Source organism: Nocardia rhizosphaerihabitans (assembly GCF_014646295.1).
In the GTDB taxonomy this organism is placed as follows: Bacteria; Actinomycetota; Actinomycetes; order Mycobacteriales; family Mycobacteriaceae; genus Nocardia; species Nocardia rhizosphaerihabitans.
Map to the genome: position 1 here is coordinate 1 of NZ_BMNE01000009.1, position 14,094 is coordinate 14,094.

Consider the following 14,094-nt stretch of genomic DNA (forward strand, 5'->3'; position numbering starts at 1 on the left):
ACCTGCGCCGATGGTACTGCACTCGACAGGGTGTGGGAGAGTAGGACACCGCCGGAACATCCTTCGCGATAGGGGACCCAGAATTGGGTCCCCTATCGGCGTTTGTGGGGCCGATGACGGTCCTGGCACACCAGGCGGACGATGCCCCGTCCTCCGCCCGTGGTTGAATTCTTGTAGGCGGGGCCATGACAACACTCCCCGAGGCCGGGGAATCTAGAAAGGGATCGCCGTGTCGGAACACAACGACGGACGGAAGCCTTTCCGCCGGGACGGAGACGCCCGCGGTTTCGGCCGGCGCGGCGAACCGACCGATCGCCCCCGAGGCGGACACGGCGACAACCGTGGCGCAGGACGTGGCGAAGGCGGCGGTTTCCGCCGCAACGACGACAATCGTGGCAGCCGTGGTGGTTCCGAGGGCCAGCGTGGCGGCTTCAACCGCGATGACCGCGGCGGCTCCGGCGATCGTGGCGGCTTCCGCCGCAACGACAATGACGACCGCTCGCGCGGCAGCTCGGACCGTGGCGGCGATCGCGGCGGCTACCAGCGCCGCGACGATGCAGGCCGCGGTGGCTACCAGCGCCGCGACGACAATGACCGTGGTGGTTTCCGCCGCAGCGACAGTGGCGACCGTGGCGGTTACCAGAAGCGCGACGACGCGAGCCGTGGCTCCTCCGGTGACCGCGGCGGCTTCCGTCGTCGTGACGAATCCGACCGTCCCGCAGGTGGTTTCGACCGCGGCGGCGACCGTGGTGGCTACCGCCGCCACGATGACGACCGTCCCCGTGGCGGTTCGGATCGTGGTGGCGATCGCGGCGGCTACCAGCGTCGCGAAGGTGACGACCGTTCGCGCGGCGGCTATGACCGTGGTGACCGCGGCGGCTTCCGGCGCGACAACGACGACCGTCCCCGCGGTGGCTCGGGCTTCCGCAGGAACGAAGGCGACGACCGCTCGCGCGGTGGTTCGGACCGCGGCGATTTCCGGCGCGGCGACAGTGGCGACCGTGGTGGCTACCAGCAGCGCGACGACGCGGGTCGCGGTGGCTCCGGCGACCGTGGTGGTTTCCGGCGCAGCGACAGTGGCGACCGTGGCGGTTACCAGCAGCGCGACGATGCGAGTCGTGGCTCCTCCGGTGACCGCGGCGGCTTCCGGCGCGGCGACAGTGGCGACCGTGGTGGCTACCAGCAGCGCGATGACGCGGGCCGTGGAGGCTCCGGCGATCGTGGTGGCTTCCGCCGCAACGAGGGCGATGACCGTTCGCGTGGAAGTTCGGACCGTGGTGGCTTCCGCCGCAACGAAGGTGACGATCGTTCGCGTGGAAGTTCGGACCGTGGTGGCTTCCGCCGCAACGAAGGTGACGATCGTTCGCGTGGTGGTGCCGATCGTGGCGGCGACCGCGGTGGTTTCCGTCGCGACAGCGGTGACCGTGGTGGTTACCAGCGTCGCGATGATACGGGCCGTGGCGGTTCCGGCGATCGTGGTGGCTTCCGCCGCAACGAGGGCGATGACCGTTCGCGTGGAAGTTCGGATCGTGGCGGCTTCAAGCGCGGCGAGGGCTCGGATCGTGGCGGCTACCAGCGGCGCGAAGACAACGATCGCGGGCGCGGTGGCTTCAAGCGGGGCGGCGACTCCGGTGGGAACCGCTACGTCGGCGAGGACGGTGCGCCGCTGGACGGCACGTACCGCGAGAAGCGGCGCGAGCGCGAAGGCGATGTCCTCGGCGTTGTCTCGTCGGCGGCCGCATCGGACGCCGATGCCACGGGTATCGAGCAGGCCGACATCGAGTCGGCCGACGTCGAGGCAGCAGCAAGCGATGAGATCGCACCCGCGTCCACTGAGCAGTCCGACGACACCTCGTCGGCCACCGAGCGCGCCGAGTCCGCGGACGAGGTAGTCGCCGAGCCTGCGAACAAGGACATCGACGAGGTAGCCGACGATCGCGACGCGGCAGAGACCTCGGCTCGCGCGGCGGAGTCCGGCTACGGCAGCCGTGGCGCCGATGACCGTGACGACCGCCGTCGCGGCGGCGAAGGCGCCCGGACCGCGGGCGGACGGTCCACCGACCGCCGCGCGGCGCGTCCGGACGAGCCGGATCTGCCGGAAGACGTCCAGGCCTCCGATCTCGATCCGGCCGTGCGCCGCGATCTGTTGAGCCTGGACAAGAACAATGCCGAGACCGTCGCCCGGCACATGGTGATGGCCGTCGAGCTGCTCGAAGACGACCCCCGCCTCGCCCTGGCACATGCCAGGGCCGCCCGGCAGCGGGCGGGCCGCATCGCGGTCGTGCGCGAGACCGCGGGTGTGGTGGCGTACCACGCCGAGGAATGGGCCGAGGCGCTCTCGGAGCTGCGGACCGCGCGACGCATGTCGGGTGGCTCCGGGCTGCTCGCCGTGATGGCCGACTGCGAGCGCGGTCTCGGGCGGCCGGAACGGGCCATCGAGCTCGGCCGCAGCGAAGAGGCGCAGGCGCTCAGTGGTGACGAGGCCACCGAGCTGCGGATCGTGGTCGCCGGCGCGCGGATGGACCTGGGTCAGTTCGACCAGGCCGTCGTGACGCTGCAGACCCCCGATCTGGATCCGGCGCGCACCGGTTCGGCCGCCGCGCGCCTGTTCTACGCCTACGCCGACGCGCTGGTCGCGGCGGGCCGCACCGACGACGGTCTGCAGTGGTTCCTCAATGCCGCTGCCGCCGACCTCGACGACGAAACCGACGCCGAGGACCGCGCCGCGGAACTCACCGGGGACGCGTAGTAGCTCCAGCACTCGACGGCCGCAGGCCGGGTACCCGATAGCGGTTCCCGTCCTGCGGCCGTTCTGCGTCAGGGTCAGAAGGCGCCGAACAGAGCGGGCCGGTACGGCCGAGCGGCACCTGCAGGGTGGTGTTCGACCAGGTGGAACAGGATTGGCTCGCCGCTGACGATGGCGGAACACCGGCCTCGGCGGCGGGTACCGCTCGGCGGCCGCGTACTGAGCCATGCCGTTGAGTGGTGAAGTGGCCGGTGGTGACTTGAATCACCGGGGCGGTGGCGACGCGCGCGAGGCCGTGCGCCGAAACCGGGCACACCGTGCACGGACGGTCACGGCATGCTCGATCATGAAGGGTGCGAGCACGATTCGACGGCCCAGAGCTGTCGGTGGGTTCGCCTAGGGTCGGCAGGTGTGTTCGGCCCGCCAGTAACGACGGAGTGAGGGTGTGTGAACCGGCTACGCGATCAATACGACGCTTTGCTGCTCGATCTGGACGGAACGCTGTACCGCGGTCCCGAGGTGATCGACGGTGCCCCGAAAGCGCTCGCTCCGGACGGTGATTCGGCGCAGCGGCTGGTGTACGTCACCAACAACGCGGCCCGTGGGCCGGGCCCGGTCGCCGACCATCTGGCCGAGCTGGGCTATCCGGCCACGGCCGAGGACGTGGTGACCAGCGCTCAGGCCGCGGCCGGGATGCTGGCGCACCGGCTGGCCCCCGGAGCCCGGGTGCTCGTCGTCGGCACCGACGATCTCGCCGCCGAGGTCGAAGCGGTCGGCCTCGTGCCGATCCGCCGGTTCGGCGACGTACCGCCCGAAGCCGTCGTCCAGGGGCATTCGCCGACCACCGCGTGGCCGGACCTCGCCGAAGCCGCGTACGCGCTGCGGGCGGGTGCGTTGTGGGTCGCCGCCAACACCGACCGCACCCTGCCGAACGAGCGCGGACTCGCGCCGGGCAACGGGTCCATGGTCGCGGCGCTGCGCACCGCCTCCGATCGTGAGCCGCTGGTCGCGGGCAAGCCGTACGCGCCGCTGATGGAAGACGCGCTCGAGCGTTGCGGCGCCCGCAACGCGCTGGTCGTCGGCGATCGCCTCGACACCGATATCGAGGGCGCCAACGGGCTCGGGCTCGACTCGCTGCTGGTGCTGACCGGGGTCAGCACGCTCGAGGAAGTGGTCATCGCGCCCCCGGCGCAGGTGCCCACCTATATCGCCACCTCACTCGACGCCCTCAACGCCGACATCGTGCCGGAAGCGGTCGCGCCTGCGGCTGTCGCGGAACTGTTGCGACAGCACCCCGGCCGGGCGGTACGGGTGCGCGCAGTCGATTCGGAAATCCGATAGCGTTGACGACACGATGAGTACTCCGAGTTCACCGCCGACCGGCGCGCCACAGCCACCCCGCCCCGGGATCCCACTGCCGGGCAGTCACCTGCCCGGTGGTCAGGCGCGGCCGGAACCGGCCGACCCGAACCGGATCAAGGCCGAGGTCGACGCGCTGCTCGCCGAACTCGGCGCGACCCCCTCGGTCACCGGCCCGGCCGAGAACACCGAGGCCGGTGCCGACATCACCCGTCGTGCGCGCATCCTCGAGCAGGCGCACGACGTGCTGGTGGATGCCCTGGCGACAGTGGACAAGATCTGAGGTGGCCAGGCGAGCGCGTGTGGACGCCGAACTGGTTCGCCGCGGATTGGCGCGATCGCGAGAACACGCGGTCGAGCTGATCAGCGCGGGGCGCGTCCTGATTGCCGGAACCGTCGCGGTGAAACCGGCGACGGCGGTGGAGACCGGTACCCCGCTGATCGTGCGGGAGGAACCCGACGAGGTGTCGTGGGCCTCGCGTGGTGCGCACAAGCTGCTCGGCGCGCTCGAGGCGTTCGAGCCGCAGGGGCTCAGTGTCGCGGGTAAGCGATGCCTGGACGCGGGAGCGTCGACCGGTGGGTTCACCGACGTGCTGCTGTCGCGCGGCGCGAAGGAGGTGGCCGCGGTCGACGTCGGGTACGGCCAGCTGATCTGGCGGTTGCAGAACGACGACCGGGTCCAGGTGTACGACCGGACCAACGTGCGCAACATCACCCCCGAAACCATCGGCGGCACAGTCGAATCCGTCGTCGGTGACCTGTCGTTCATCTCGCTGGGACTGGTGCTGCCCGCGCTCGCGGCCTGTGCCGCCGACGGCGCGGATCTGCTGCCGATGGTGAAGCCGCAGTTCGAGGTCGGCAAGGAACGGGTCGGTTCCGGTGGCGTGGTGCGCGATCCGGCGTTGCGCGCCGAAGTGGTGTGCGAAGTCGCCGCCGCGGCGGGCGCGCTCGGGTTGCGGACACAGGGTGTGGTGGCCAGCCCGCTGCCCGGACCGTCGGGCAATGTCGAGTACTTCCTGTGGCTGCGCAAGGTCGGGCCGTTCGAGTACGACACCGCGCAGGTGGAGGCCCTGGTGGCCCGTGCGGTCGAGGAGGGTCCGCAGTGAACACGCACGACGGCGGCAGGGAGATCCTGCTCGTCGCCCATCCCGGTCGCGCGGAGATCATCGAGACCGCGCACCGGGTGGCGAAGATCTTCGCCGAAGCGGGCATCTGCCTGCGGGTACTGGCCGACGAGGCCGACAGCACCCGATTCGAGGACGAGCCCGGCGGCTACCCGGTGCGGGTGGTGCCGCACAGCCCGTCCGCGGCGCTGGGCTGCGAGATGGTGCTCGCCCTCGGCGGTGACGGCACCTTCCTGCGCGCGGCCGAACTCGGTCGCCCGAGCGGGGTGCCCGTGCTCGGAATCAATCTGGGCCGCATCGGTTTCCTCACCGAAGCCGAGGCCGAGCACCTCGACGAGGCGCTGGCCCAGGTGGTCGACCGGGACTATCCCGTGGAAGACCGGATGACCATCGACGTCACCGTCCGGGTCGACGACACGATCGTCGAACGCGGCTGGGCGCTCAACGAAGCCAGTATCGAGAACGCGCAGCGCATGGGCGTACTGGAAGTGGTGCTCGAGGTCGACGGGCGGCCGGTCTCGTCGTTCGGCTGCGACGGCATCCTCATCTCCACGCCGACCGGGTCGACTGCCTACGCGTTCTCCGCGGGCGGACCGGTGGTGTGGCCGGAACTCGAAGCGATGCTGGTCATTCCGAGCAACGCCCATGCGCTGTTCGCGCGTCCGCTGGTGACCAGCCCGGATTCGTTGATCGCCGTGGAGACGGTGGCGACCGGACACGACGCGATCGTGTTCCTCGACGGCAGGCGCACCCTGGCCCTGCCGCGCGGTGGCCGCGCCGAAGTGGTCCGCGGCGAACGACCGGTGCGGTGGGTGCGGCTGGATTCCGCGCCGTTCGCCGACCGGATGGTGCGCAAGTTCCAGCTGCCGGTCACCGGCTGGCGGGGTAGACATCGAACGGAGAACAGCCGCGATGCTGACAGAGATCAGGATTGACGGACTAGGCGTCATCTCGACGGCGACCGCGCAGTTCCATGCGGGTCTGACCGTGCTCACCGGTGAGACCGGTGCGGGCAAGACCATGGTCGTCACCAGCCTGCACCTGCTCAGCGGCGCGCGCGCCGACGCGGGCCGGGTGCGGCTCGGCGCGGCGAAGGCCGTGGTCGAAGGCCGGTTCGTCATCGACGATGTCAACGAAGCGGCCCGCGCGGCCGTCAGCGAGGTGCTGGAATCCGCCGCCGCCGAGGCCGACGAGGACGGCAGCGTGATCGCCGTGCGCACGGTCAACAGCGACGGGCGTTCGCGTGCGCACCTCGGTGGTCGCGGTGTGCCGGCGGCGGTCCTCGGTGAGTTCACCTCCCGGCTGCTGACCGTGCACGGCCAGAACGACCAGCTGCGCCTGCAGCGCCCGGAACAGCAACTCGCGGCGCTCGATCAGTTCGCCGGCGACGGCGTCGCCGGGCTGCTGCGCAAGTATCAGGTGCACCGTCGATCGTGGCTCGATGCCCGCACCGAGCTGCTCGAGCGGACGGCGCGCAGCAGGGAACTGGCGCTCGAAGCCGACCGGCTCAAGCATTCGCTCGCCGAAATCGACGGCATCGCACCGGAACCCGGCGAGGACGCCCGTCTGGTCGCCGAGATCCGCAGGCTCAGCGACCTGGATTCGCTGCGTGAGGCGGCCGTCGCCGCGCACGAGGCACTGTCCGGTCCCACCGACGCGCCCGCCGACGGCGGGGGCGTGCTCGACCTGCTCGGTGGCGCGCGGGCCCGGCTGGATGCCGCCGACGATCCGGGGCTGAGCGGGCTCTCGCCGCGGCTCGGCGAGGCGATCGCGGTGGTCGTCGACGTGACCACCGAACTCAGCGGCTATCTGTCGGAGCTGCCGTCGGATCCCGGCGCGCTCGACTCGATGCTCACCCGCCAGGCCGAGCTGAAATCGCTGACCCGCAAATACGCGCCTGACATCGACGGCGTGATCGCCTGGGCCGACGAATCACGCGCCCGCCTGGACTCGCTCGACGTGTCCGAGGACGCGCTGGCCAAACTCGCGGGTGAAGTCGAGACCGCGGCGGGCAAGGTGCGTGAGGCCGCCCGCAAACTCAGCGCCGCCAGAGCGAAGGTGGCGGGCAAGCTGGCCACGGCGGTGAGCACCGAGCTCGGTGGGCTGGCGATGGGCAAGGCCCGGCTCGAGGTGCAGGTGCGCCCCGTACCCGCGGGCGCCCAGGATTCGGCGCCGATCGATATCGACGGAAAGCAGCTGCACGCCGGGCCGAACGGGGTCGACGAAGTCGAGTTCCGGCTCTCGGCGCATTCCGGCGCGCAGTCGCTGCCGTTGAGCAAGAGCGCCTCCGGCGGTGAGCTCTCGCGGGTGATGCTGGCGCTCGAGGTCGTCCTGGCCGGGTCCGATCACGGCGCGACCATGGTGTTCGACGAGGTCGACGCCGGTGTCGGCGGCCGGGCGGCGGTGGAGATCGGCAAGCGGCTGGCACGGCTCGCCCGCACCCACCAGGTCATCGTGGTGACGCATCTGCCGCAGGTGGCGGCCTTTGCCGACACCCACCTCGTGGTGAACAAGTCCGACGACGGAAAAGGCAAGGTGGACAGCGGGGTTCGCACCCTGACCGACGACGAGCGGGTGGTGGAACTGGCGCGCATGCTCGCGGGTCTGGACGACACCGAGACCGGCCGCGCGCACGCGGAGGAACTGCTGGAAACCGCGCGGGCGGAGCGAGCACCGGCCTGATCCGCGGATGACGTCGCCCGCGCGGGACGCGGGCGACGTCGAGGCGACTACTTCAGTGCTTTGCGCACGCCGCCGATGAGCTGGTTGGTCAGCTGACGCAGGCCGAACTCGAGCACCGGTGCCGGCACGGGCAGTGACGGCTCGGAGTCCATCGTGTAGACCACGCGGGTGCCGCCGGCGGAGGTATCGGCGAAGGTGACGATGCCGACGTGGCGCTTGACCGGCGCGCCCTTGACGATCTTGTATTCCATCCGCTCGCCGGGGACCAGCGCGGTGATCTCCTCGGTGACGCCCGCCTTGCCGAAGCCGAGCAGATGCTGCGCGCCGACGCCGGTGGCCGGATCGCCCTGCTTGATCAGCTTGACCTGGATCGGCAGGTACGGGCTGACGGCTTCACGCTCGGTGAAGAGGCGGTAGACGATGTCGCGAGGGGCGTCGAAAACCGTCTCGACGGTGCTGCGGGGCATGATGTGTCTCCTGTCCGAGATGTCTGTGACCCGCAGCATACGGGTAATTGCCACCCCTGCTCCGATCTGGCCATCTCCGCTCGGCGGTCACCGGCTCGCCGGTGCGTCCGACATACTGGCCGGAGATCGTTGGTCAGCCGAACTTTGTGGAGTGTCCCCGTGCAGACGGGGACCGGCCGAAAGGTAGCGCGAGACGATGCGATGGATCAGCAGGATCGGCGGTGCGACCGCCGTCGCCGCGACGGCAGTGCTCGGTGCGACCGGTGTCGCGGCCGCCGAGCCGGTGACCACCCCGTTGACCGGGGCAGCGGCGTTCTGGGGCTGGAGCATGAACGGGCCGGGCACCGACCATGTCACCGTCACCGCGACGACCGGAAATCAGCCGGGACAGACCTCCTTCGGGGTGAGTGCCGTGCTGCCCTACAAGGGCGACGGTTCGCCGTGGCTGCGGGCCCGTGTGCAGTGGCTGAACGTGAACACCGGCCAGTCCGGCATCGTCGACGTGCCCTACATCTATCCGTGCACCGATCCGGCCCAGTGCCCCGTCGGCCCCGTCACCGTCCACACCGGCGCGGGACAGATCGTCGCCGGGGTCTATTCGGTCGCAGTCGGCGGCAATATCGGTCCGAGCGTGACCGTCCTGCCCGGCTACGGCACCTTTCGAGCGTCCTGAACTCAGGACAGTGCCGCGGCGAACATGGTGATCGGCGCGTTGATCAGTCCGCGCACGCGGGTCCGCAGCGCGGTATGCCCGATGAGTGCCAGCGCGGTCACTGCCGTCACGTAGATCGCGACGCACACCACGCCGATGGCGGTGCCGCGATCGCGGGAAAAGTCCATTCTCCCAACATAATCCGGTTCTGTGGGTGCGTGGTGCGCTACGTGCGGGCCGTCAGCTGACGAGGAACCGGGTGTGCCGACAGATTGCTGTGCTCGGACGAATGCGACCGGCAAATCGGCGCGCCTCCACCAAAGGTTGAGGGTTTGGCCGCATCATCGGCGACATGAAGATGCCGGCGTTGTTGTCGAGGAACACGGAAACGCTGCCTGGTGTCACCGGGATCGCCCGGGTGGATCGCGACACCCGGCGCCTGTTGCGACGCGTCAGTCCCGGGGACATTGTGGTCCTCGACGAAACCGATCTGGACCGCCACATCGCGGACCGGCTGGTCGAGGCCGGTGTCGTCGCGGTGATCAACACGTCTCCGTCCATCTCGGGCCGATATCCCAATCTGGGCCCGGAAGTGCTGGTGGCCAACGGGATCGTGCTGGTGGACACGGTGTCCTCCGATGCCTTCGGCAAGATCAAGGACGGCGCCAAGGTGCGCATCGACGACGGCATCGTCTACGAGGACAAGCTGATCATCAAGAAGGAACCCGAGGTCCTGGTCCAGGGCATCGAGTTCGACGAGTCGGACGTCGCCGACCTGATGATCGAGGCGCGTAACGGCCTCGCCGATCACCTCGACGCGTTCGCGGGCAACACCACCGAGTTCGTCCGCACCGAGAGCGCGCTGCTGATCGACGGCATCGGTGTCCCCGACATCGAGCTGGAACTGCGCAACCGGCACGTGGTCGTGATCGCCGACGGGCCGGGGCATCTCGAGGAGTTGCAGCGGCTCAAGCCGTTCATCAAGGAGTACGCGCCGATCCTGATCGGCGTCGGCTGTGGCGCCGACACCTTGCGCAAGCTCAAGTACACGCCCGATCTGATCGTCGGCGATCCGGACGAGATCAGCACGGAGACATTGCGATCCGGCGCCGAGATGATCCTGCCCGCCGACACCGACGGGCACGCCAGGGGTCTGGAACGCATCCAGGATCTGGGTATCGGCGCGACCACGTTCCCGTCGTCGGGCTCGCCGACGGATCTGGCGCTGATGCTGGCCGACCATCACGGCGCGTCGCTGATCGTGCTGGCCGGTTCGCCCGCGACGCTGGAGGACTTCTTCGACCGTGGCCGTCGTGACAGCAATCCGGCGACGTTCCTGACCCGGTTGAAGGTCGGCGCGAAACTGGTCGACGCGAAGGCGATGTCGACGCTGTACCGGCAGCGGTCCTCGGGCGCGGCGCTGGCGATGGTGGTGCTGGCGGCGCTGGTCGCGATCGTCGTGGTGATCCTGGCCTCGCGCAACGGGTCCGAGATGCTGGACTGGGCGGTCGAGTACTGGAACCAGTTCGTCCTATGGGTGCGTGGTCGGCTGTGATCTCGTTGCGTCACCATGCCATCTCGATCGCGGCGATCTTCCTCGCCCTGGCCGTCGGGGTGGTGCTCGGCTCGCAGACCCTGGCCGCGGACATGCTGTCCGGGCTGCGTTCGGACAAGAGTGATCTGCGCGGCCAGGTCGACGCGCTGGCCGCGCAGAACGAGCAGTTGACCGGCAGGCTCGATGCCGCCGATCAGTTCATCGCCGGGTCGGCGGGGCGCATTCTCGGCGGCACGCTGGCCGACCGCAGCGTCGTCGTGTTCACCACCCCCGACGCCGACCCCGGCGACATCGACGGCGTGAGCAAGGCCCTCGAGACGGCAGGTGCCGCGGTGACCGGCCGGATCGCGCTGACCGACTCGTTCGTCGACGCGGGCGAGGGCGACCGGATGCGCTCGGCGCTGACCAATATCGTCCCCGCGGGCGCGCAATTGCGGACCGGCGCGGTCGATCAGGGCAGCATGGCGGGCGACCTGCTCGGCCTGACCCTGCTGCTCGACCCCGCGACCAATCAGCCGCGCAGCACCGGGCCCGAACTCGCGCTGGTCCTGGAGACCTTGCGCGGGGGCGGCTTCCTCGCCTACGGCGACACTCCAGTGCGACCCGCGCAACTCGCCGTGGTGGTCACCGGCAACGGTGTCGCATCCGACACCGGACAGGGCGCGACTATTGCCCGCTTCACTGGCGCGGTCCGTGCCAGGGCGGCAGGGACCGTGCTCGCGGGCCGGGCAGGCGCCGCCGAGGACACCGCCGCCATCGCCCACGTCCGCGCCCAGGCACCCCTGGCCGCAACGGTCACCACGGTCGACAATGTCGACCGCGAAATAGGCAGGGTGACAACAGCTCTCGCCTTCACCGAACAACTCTCCGGCGGCGCGGGCCGCTACGGAACCGGCCCGACCGCCACCTCGCTGACGATGGTCGCGATGCCGCGCTGACAGCCATCTCCATGGCCCGTCGAGACGACTGATTTCGTGAGCACATGGGTAACTCGCCGGGTACGCCCAGCAGTCGCCGACCATCTCACCGCCTGTCCGACTGCCAACACACCCCGTCGCAAACGACCCGCTAAATACGCGGAGAGGCGGGCGCCTGTTACTCTGGAGTTCCGTGGGTCAAACACGGAATCAGGCTCGAACTGCCACCAAGCACATCTTCGTGAGCGGTGGCGTCGCCTCCTCATTGGGTAAGGGTCTCACCGCCTCCAGCCTCGGTCAGTTGCTGACCGCGCGCGGCATGCGGGTGACGATGCAGAAGCTCGACCCGTATCTGAATGTCGATCCGGGCACCATGAACCCGTTCCAGCACGGCGAGGTGTTCGTCACCGAGGACGGCGCCGAGACCGACCTCGACGTCGGCCACTACGAGCGGTTCCTCGATCGTGACCTATCCAAGGACGCGAACGTGACCACCGGGCAGATCTATTCGACGGTCATCGCCAAGGAACGGCGCGGCGAGTACCTCGGCGACACCGTCCAGGTGATCCCGCACATCACCGACGAGATCAAGAACCGCATCATGGCGATGCAGGGCCCCGATCTCGAGGGCCAGGTGCCGGACGTGGTGATCACCGAGATCGGCGGCACCGTCGGCGATATCGAGTCGCAGCCGTTCCTCGAGGCGGCGCGTCAGATCCGCCATGATGTGGGTCGCGACAATGTGTTCTTCCTGCATGTGTCGCTGGTGCCGTATCTGGCGCCCTCGGGTGAGCTCAAGACCAAGCCGACGCAGCACTCGGTCGCCGCGCTGCGCAATATCGGTATCCAGCCCGACGCGCTGATCCTGCGCTGTGACCGCGAGGTGCCGCAGGGGCTCAAGAACAAGATCGCGCTGATGTGCGACGTCGACGTGGAGGCGTGCATCTCCACCCCCGACGCGCCGTCGATCTACGACATCCCGAAGGTGCTGCACAGCGAAGGCCTCGACGCCTACGTCGTGCGCAAGCTCGGACTGCCGTTCCGCGATGTGGACTGGGCCGTGTGGGGCGACCTGCTCGACCGCGTGCATTCGCCGCGCGAGACCGTCGAGGTGGCGCTGGTCGGCAAGTACGTCGACCTGCCCGACGCCTACCTGTCGGTGACCGAGGCGCTGCGCGCCGGTGGCTTCGCGCACCGGGCGAAGGTGAACATCCGCTGGGTGCCCTCGGACGAGTGCGAGACCGAGGCGGGCGCCCAGGCGGCGCTGCGTGAGGTCGACGCGGTGTTGATCCCCGGTGGTTTCGGCATCCGCGGCATCGAGGGCAAGCTCGGCGCGATCCGCTACGCCCGCCACCGCGGCATCCCGCTACTCGGCCTGTGCCTCGGCCTGCAGTGCGTGGTCATCGAGGCGGCGCGTTCGGTCGGCATCGACGACGCCAACTCGGCGGAGTTCGAGCCCGACACCAAGAACCCGGTCATCTCGACCATGGCCGACCAGGAAGACGTCGTCGCCGGTGAAGCCGATCTGGGCGGCACCATGCGCCTGGGCGCCTACCCGGCCACGCTGCAGAAGGGCTCGGTCGTCGCGCAGGCGTACGGCTCCGAGCACGTCTCCGAGCGGCACCGGCACCGGTTCGAGGTCAACAACGCCTACCGCGACGCCATCGCCAAGAGCGGTCTGGTGTTCTCGGGCACCTCGCCCGACGGGCACCTGGTGGAGTTCGTGGAGTACCCGGCCGCGGTGCATCCGTTCTTCGTCGCCACGCAGGCGCACCCGGAGCTCAAGAGCCGTCCGACCAGGCCGCATCCGCTGTTCGCCGCGCTAATCAACGCGGCATTGAAATACAAACTGGCCGAACGCCTTCCCGTAGACTTCCCGGAGGAAGAGCTCGCGGAGCAGGCCGCGGATCTCTGAGCGGGAGAGCAGCAACGTGAGCAAGCCCGGTAGTCACGACTTCGAGACGGTCTCCAGCCGGGTGCTCTACAGCGGCGCGATCGTGGCTCTGCGCCAGGATCAGGTCGCGATGCCGGACGGGCGGATCGTCGAGCGCGAGGTCATCGAGCACCACGGCGCTGTCGCGGTGCTCGCGCTCGACGACGACGGCAATGTCGTTCTGATCCGCCAGTACCGGCATCCGATCGGTACCCGGCTGCTCGAACTGCCCGCCGGGCTGCTCGACATCGACGGCGAGGACCCGCTCACCGCGGCCAAGCGCGAGCTGGCCGAGGAGACGGGCCTGGCCGCCGCCGAGTGGTCGGTGCTGGTGGATGTCGCGCTGTCGCCCGGGTTCACCGACGAGGCGCTGCGGGTGTTCTTCGCGACCGGGCTCACCGAGACCGACCGGCCCGACCCGGAGCACGAGGAAGCCGATCTCGAGCTGGTCAGGATGCCGGTCGCCGAGGCGGTCCGCGTGGCGCTGGCCGGAGAGATCGTGAACGCGACGGCGGTCGCCGGCGTGCTCGCGTACGCCGCGGCCACGGCGAGCGGGATTCCCCTGCGTCCGGCCGACGCGCCGTGGGCGGGTCAGCCGACAGCGTTCCTGCGTCGCAAGGCCGCCGAGTCCGCGGCCCCCGGTAGCGACGCGTGAGCAC

The 14,094-nt window shown here is 69.7% G+C and carries 13 protein-coding genes; 11 read left to right on the forward strand and 2 right to left on the reverse strand.

Annotated elements, in window-relative coordinates; all coding sequences use genetic code 11:
* The first annotated feature begins 229 nt into the window (after positions 1-229).
* The 6 genes from IEY60_RS36610 to recN all read left to right on the forward strand — a co-directional run bounded on the left by IEY60_RS36610 (position 230) and on the right by recN (position 7,911).
* Positions 230-2,749: a hypothetical protein gene (locus tag IEY60_RS36610; protein WP_373291786.1), complete on the forward strand. Its 2,520-nt coding sequence runs from the start codon at positions 230-232 to the stop codon at positions 2,747-2,749.
* Between the two features lie 444 nt (positions 2,750-3,193).
* Positions 3,194-4,087 carry an HAD-IIA family hydrolase gene (locus IEY60_RS29270; RefSeq protein ID WP_189033748.1) on the forward strand — a complete coding sequence of 298 codons (894 nt, stop codon included), beginning with the start codon at positions 3,194-3,196 and terminating at the stop codon, positions 4,085-4,087.
* A gap of 13 nt (positions 4,088-4,100) precedes the next feature.
* Positions 4,101-4,388 (forward strand): hypothetical protein, encoded by a 288-nt coding sequence (locus IEY60_RS29275; RefSeq protein ID WP_189033749.1) that lies wholly within the window; start codon positions 4,101-4,103, stop codon positions 4,386-4,388.
* A 1-nt stretch (position 4,389) separates the two neighbouring features.
* The gene (locus IEY60_RS29280; protein ID WP_189033750.1) at positions 4,390-5,211 is read left to right on the forward strand and encodes a TlyA family RNA methyltransferase; all 822 of its coding nucleotides are present in this window, start codon (positions 4,390-4,392) and stop codon (positions 5,209-5,211) included.
* Positions 5,208-6,164: an NAD kinase gene (locus IEY60_RS29285; RefSeq protein WP_189033751.1), complete on the forward strand. Its 957-nt coding sequence runs from the start codon at positions 5,208-5,210 to the stop codon at positions 6,162-6,164. Before IEY60_RS29280 ends, IEY60_RS29285 begins: the two co-directional genes overlap by 4 nt.
* Positions 6,142-7,911: a DNA repair protein RecN gene (recN, locus tag IEY60_RS29290; RefSeq protein WP_189033752.1), complete on the forward strand. Its 1,770-nt coding sequence runs from the start codon at positions 6,142-6,144 to the stop codon at positions 7,909-7,911. Before IEY60_RS29285 ends, recN begins: the two co-directional genes overlap by 23 nt.
* A gap of 47 nt (positions 7,912-7,958) precedes the next feature.
* Here recN and IEY60_RS29295 read toward each other — a convergent pair whose 3' ends face one another.
* Positions 7,959-8,378 (reverse strand): SRPBCC family protein, encoded by a 420-nt coding sequence (locus tag IEY60_RS29295; protein WP_189033753.1) that lies wholly within the window; start codon positions 8,376-8,378, stop codon positions 7,959-7,961.
* 196 nt (positions 8,379-8,574) lie between these two features.
* Here IEY60_RS29295 and IEY60_RS29300 point away from each other — a divergent pair, with 196 nt between their 5' ends.
* Positions 8,575-9,051, forward strand: a complete 477-nt coding sequence (locus IEY60_RS29300; RefSeq protein ID WP_189033754.1) for a hypothetical protein — start codon at positions 8,575-8,577, stop codon at positions 9,049-9,051.
* A gap of 2 nt (positions 9,052-9,053) precedes the next feature.
* Here the strand turns inward: IEY60_RS29300 and IEY60_RS29305 are convergent, their stop codons facing one another.
* On the reverse strand, positions 9,054-9,218 hold the full coding sequence (locus tag IEY60_RS29305) for a hypothetical protein (protein WP_189033755.1): 165 nt from the start codon (positions 9,216-9,218) through the stop codon (positions 9,054-9,056).
* 164 nt (positions 9,219-9,382) lie between these two features.
* Here IEY60_RS29305 and steA point away from each other — a divergent pair, with 164 nt between their 5' ends.
* From steA to IEY60_RS29325, 4 genes are all read left to right on the forward strand, one after another.
* Positions 9,383-10,585 (forward strand): putative cytokinetic ring protein SteA, encoded by a 1,203-nt coding sequence (steA, locus tag IEY60_RS29310; RefSeq protein WP_189033756.1) that lies wholly within the window; start codon positions 9,383-9,385, stop codon positions 10,583-10,585.
* On the forward strand, positions 10,582-11,523 hold the full coding sequence (locus IEY60_RS29315) for a copper transporter (protein WP_189033757.1): 942 nt from the start codon (positions 10,582-10,584) through the stop codon (positions 11,521-11,523). The genes steA and IEY60_RS29315 overlap by 4 nt, the downstream gene beginning before the upstream one ends.
* A gap of 172 nt (positions 11,524-11,695) precedes the next feature.
* On the forward strand, positions 11,696-13,417 hold the full coding sequence (gene pyrG, locus IEY60_RS29320; RefSeq protein ID WP_189033758.1) for a CTP synthase: 1,722 nt from the start codon (positions 11,696-11,698) through the stop codon (positions 13,415-13,417).
* A gap of 16 nt (positions 13,418-13,433) precedes the next feature.
* The gene (locus IEY60_RS29325) at positions 13,434-14,090 is read left to right on the forward strand and encodes an NUDIX domain-containing protein (protein ID WP_189033759.1); all 657 of its coding nucleotides are present in this window, start codon (positions 13,434-13,436) and stop codon (positions 14,088-14,090) included.
* Positions 14,091-14,094 lie beyond the last annotated feature (4 nt).

Coding starts and splice junctions, on each gene's coding strand:
- IEY60_RS29305 (WP_189033755.1), bottom strand. CDS start 9,218: ATGGACTTTTCCCGCGATCGCGGCACCGCCATCGGCGTGGTGTGCGTC.
- steA (WP_189033756.1), top strand. CDS start 9,383: ATGAAGATGCCGGCGTTGTTGTCGAGGAACACGGAAACGCTGCCTGGT.
- IEY60_RS29295 (WP_189033753.1), bottom strand. CDS start 8,378: ATGCCCCGCAGCACCGTCGAGACGGTTTTCGACGCCCCTCGCGACATC.
- IEY60_RS29300 (WP_189033754.1), top strand. CDS start 8,575: ATGCGATGGATCAGCAGGATCGGCGGTGCGACCGCCGTCGCCGCGACG.
- IEY60_RS29275 (WP_189033749.1), top strand. CDS start 4,101: ATGAGTACTCCGAGTTCACCGCCGACCGGCGCGCCACAGCCACCCCGC.
- recN (WP_189033752.1), top strand. CDS start 6,142: ATGCTGACAGAGATCAGGATTGACGGACTAGGCGTCATCTCGACGGCG.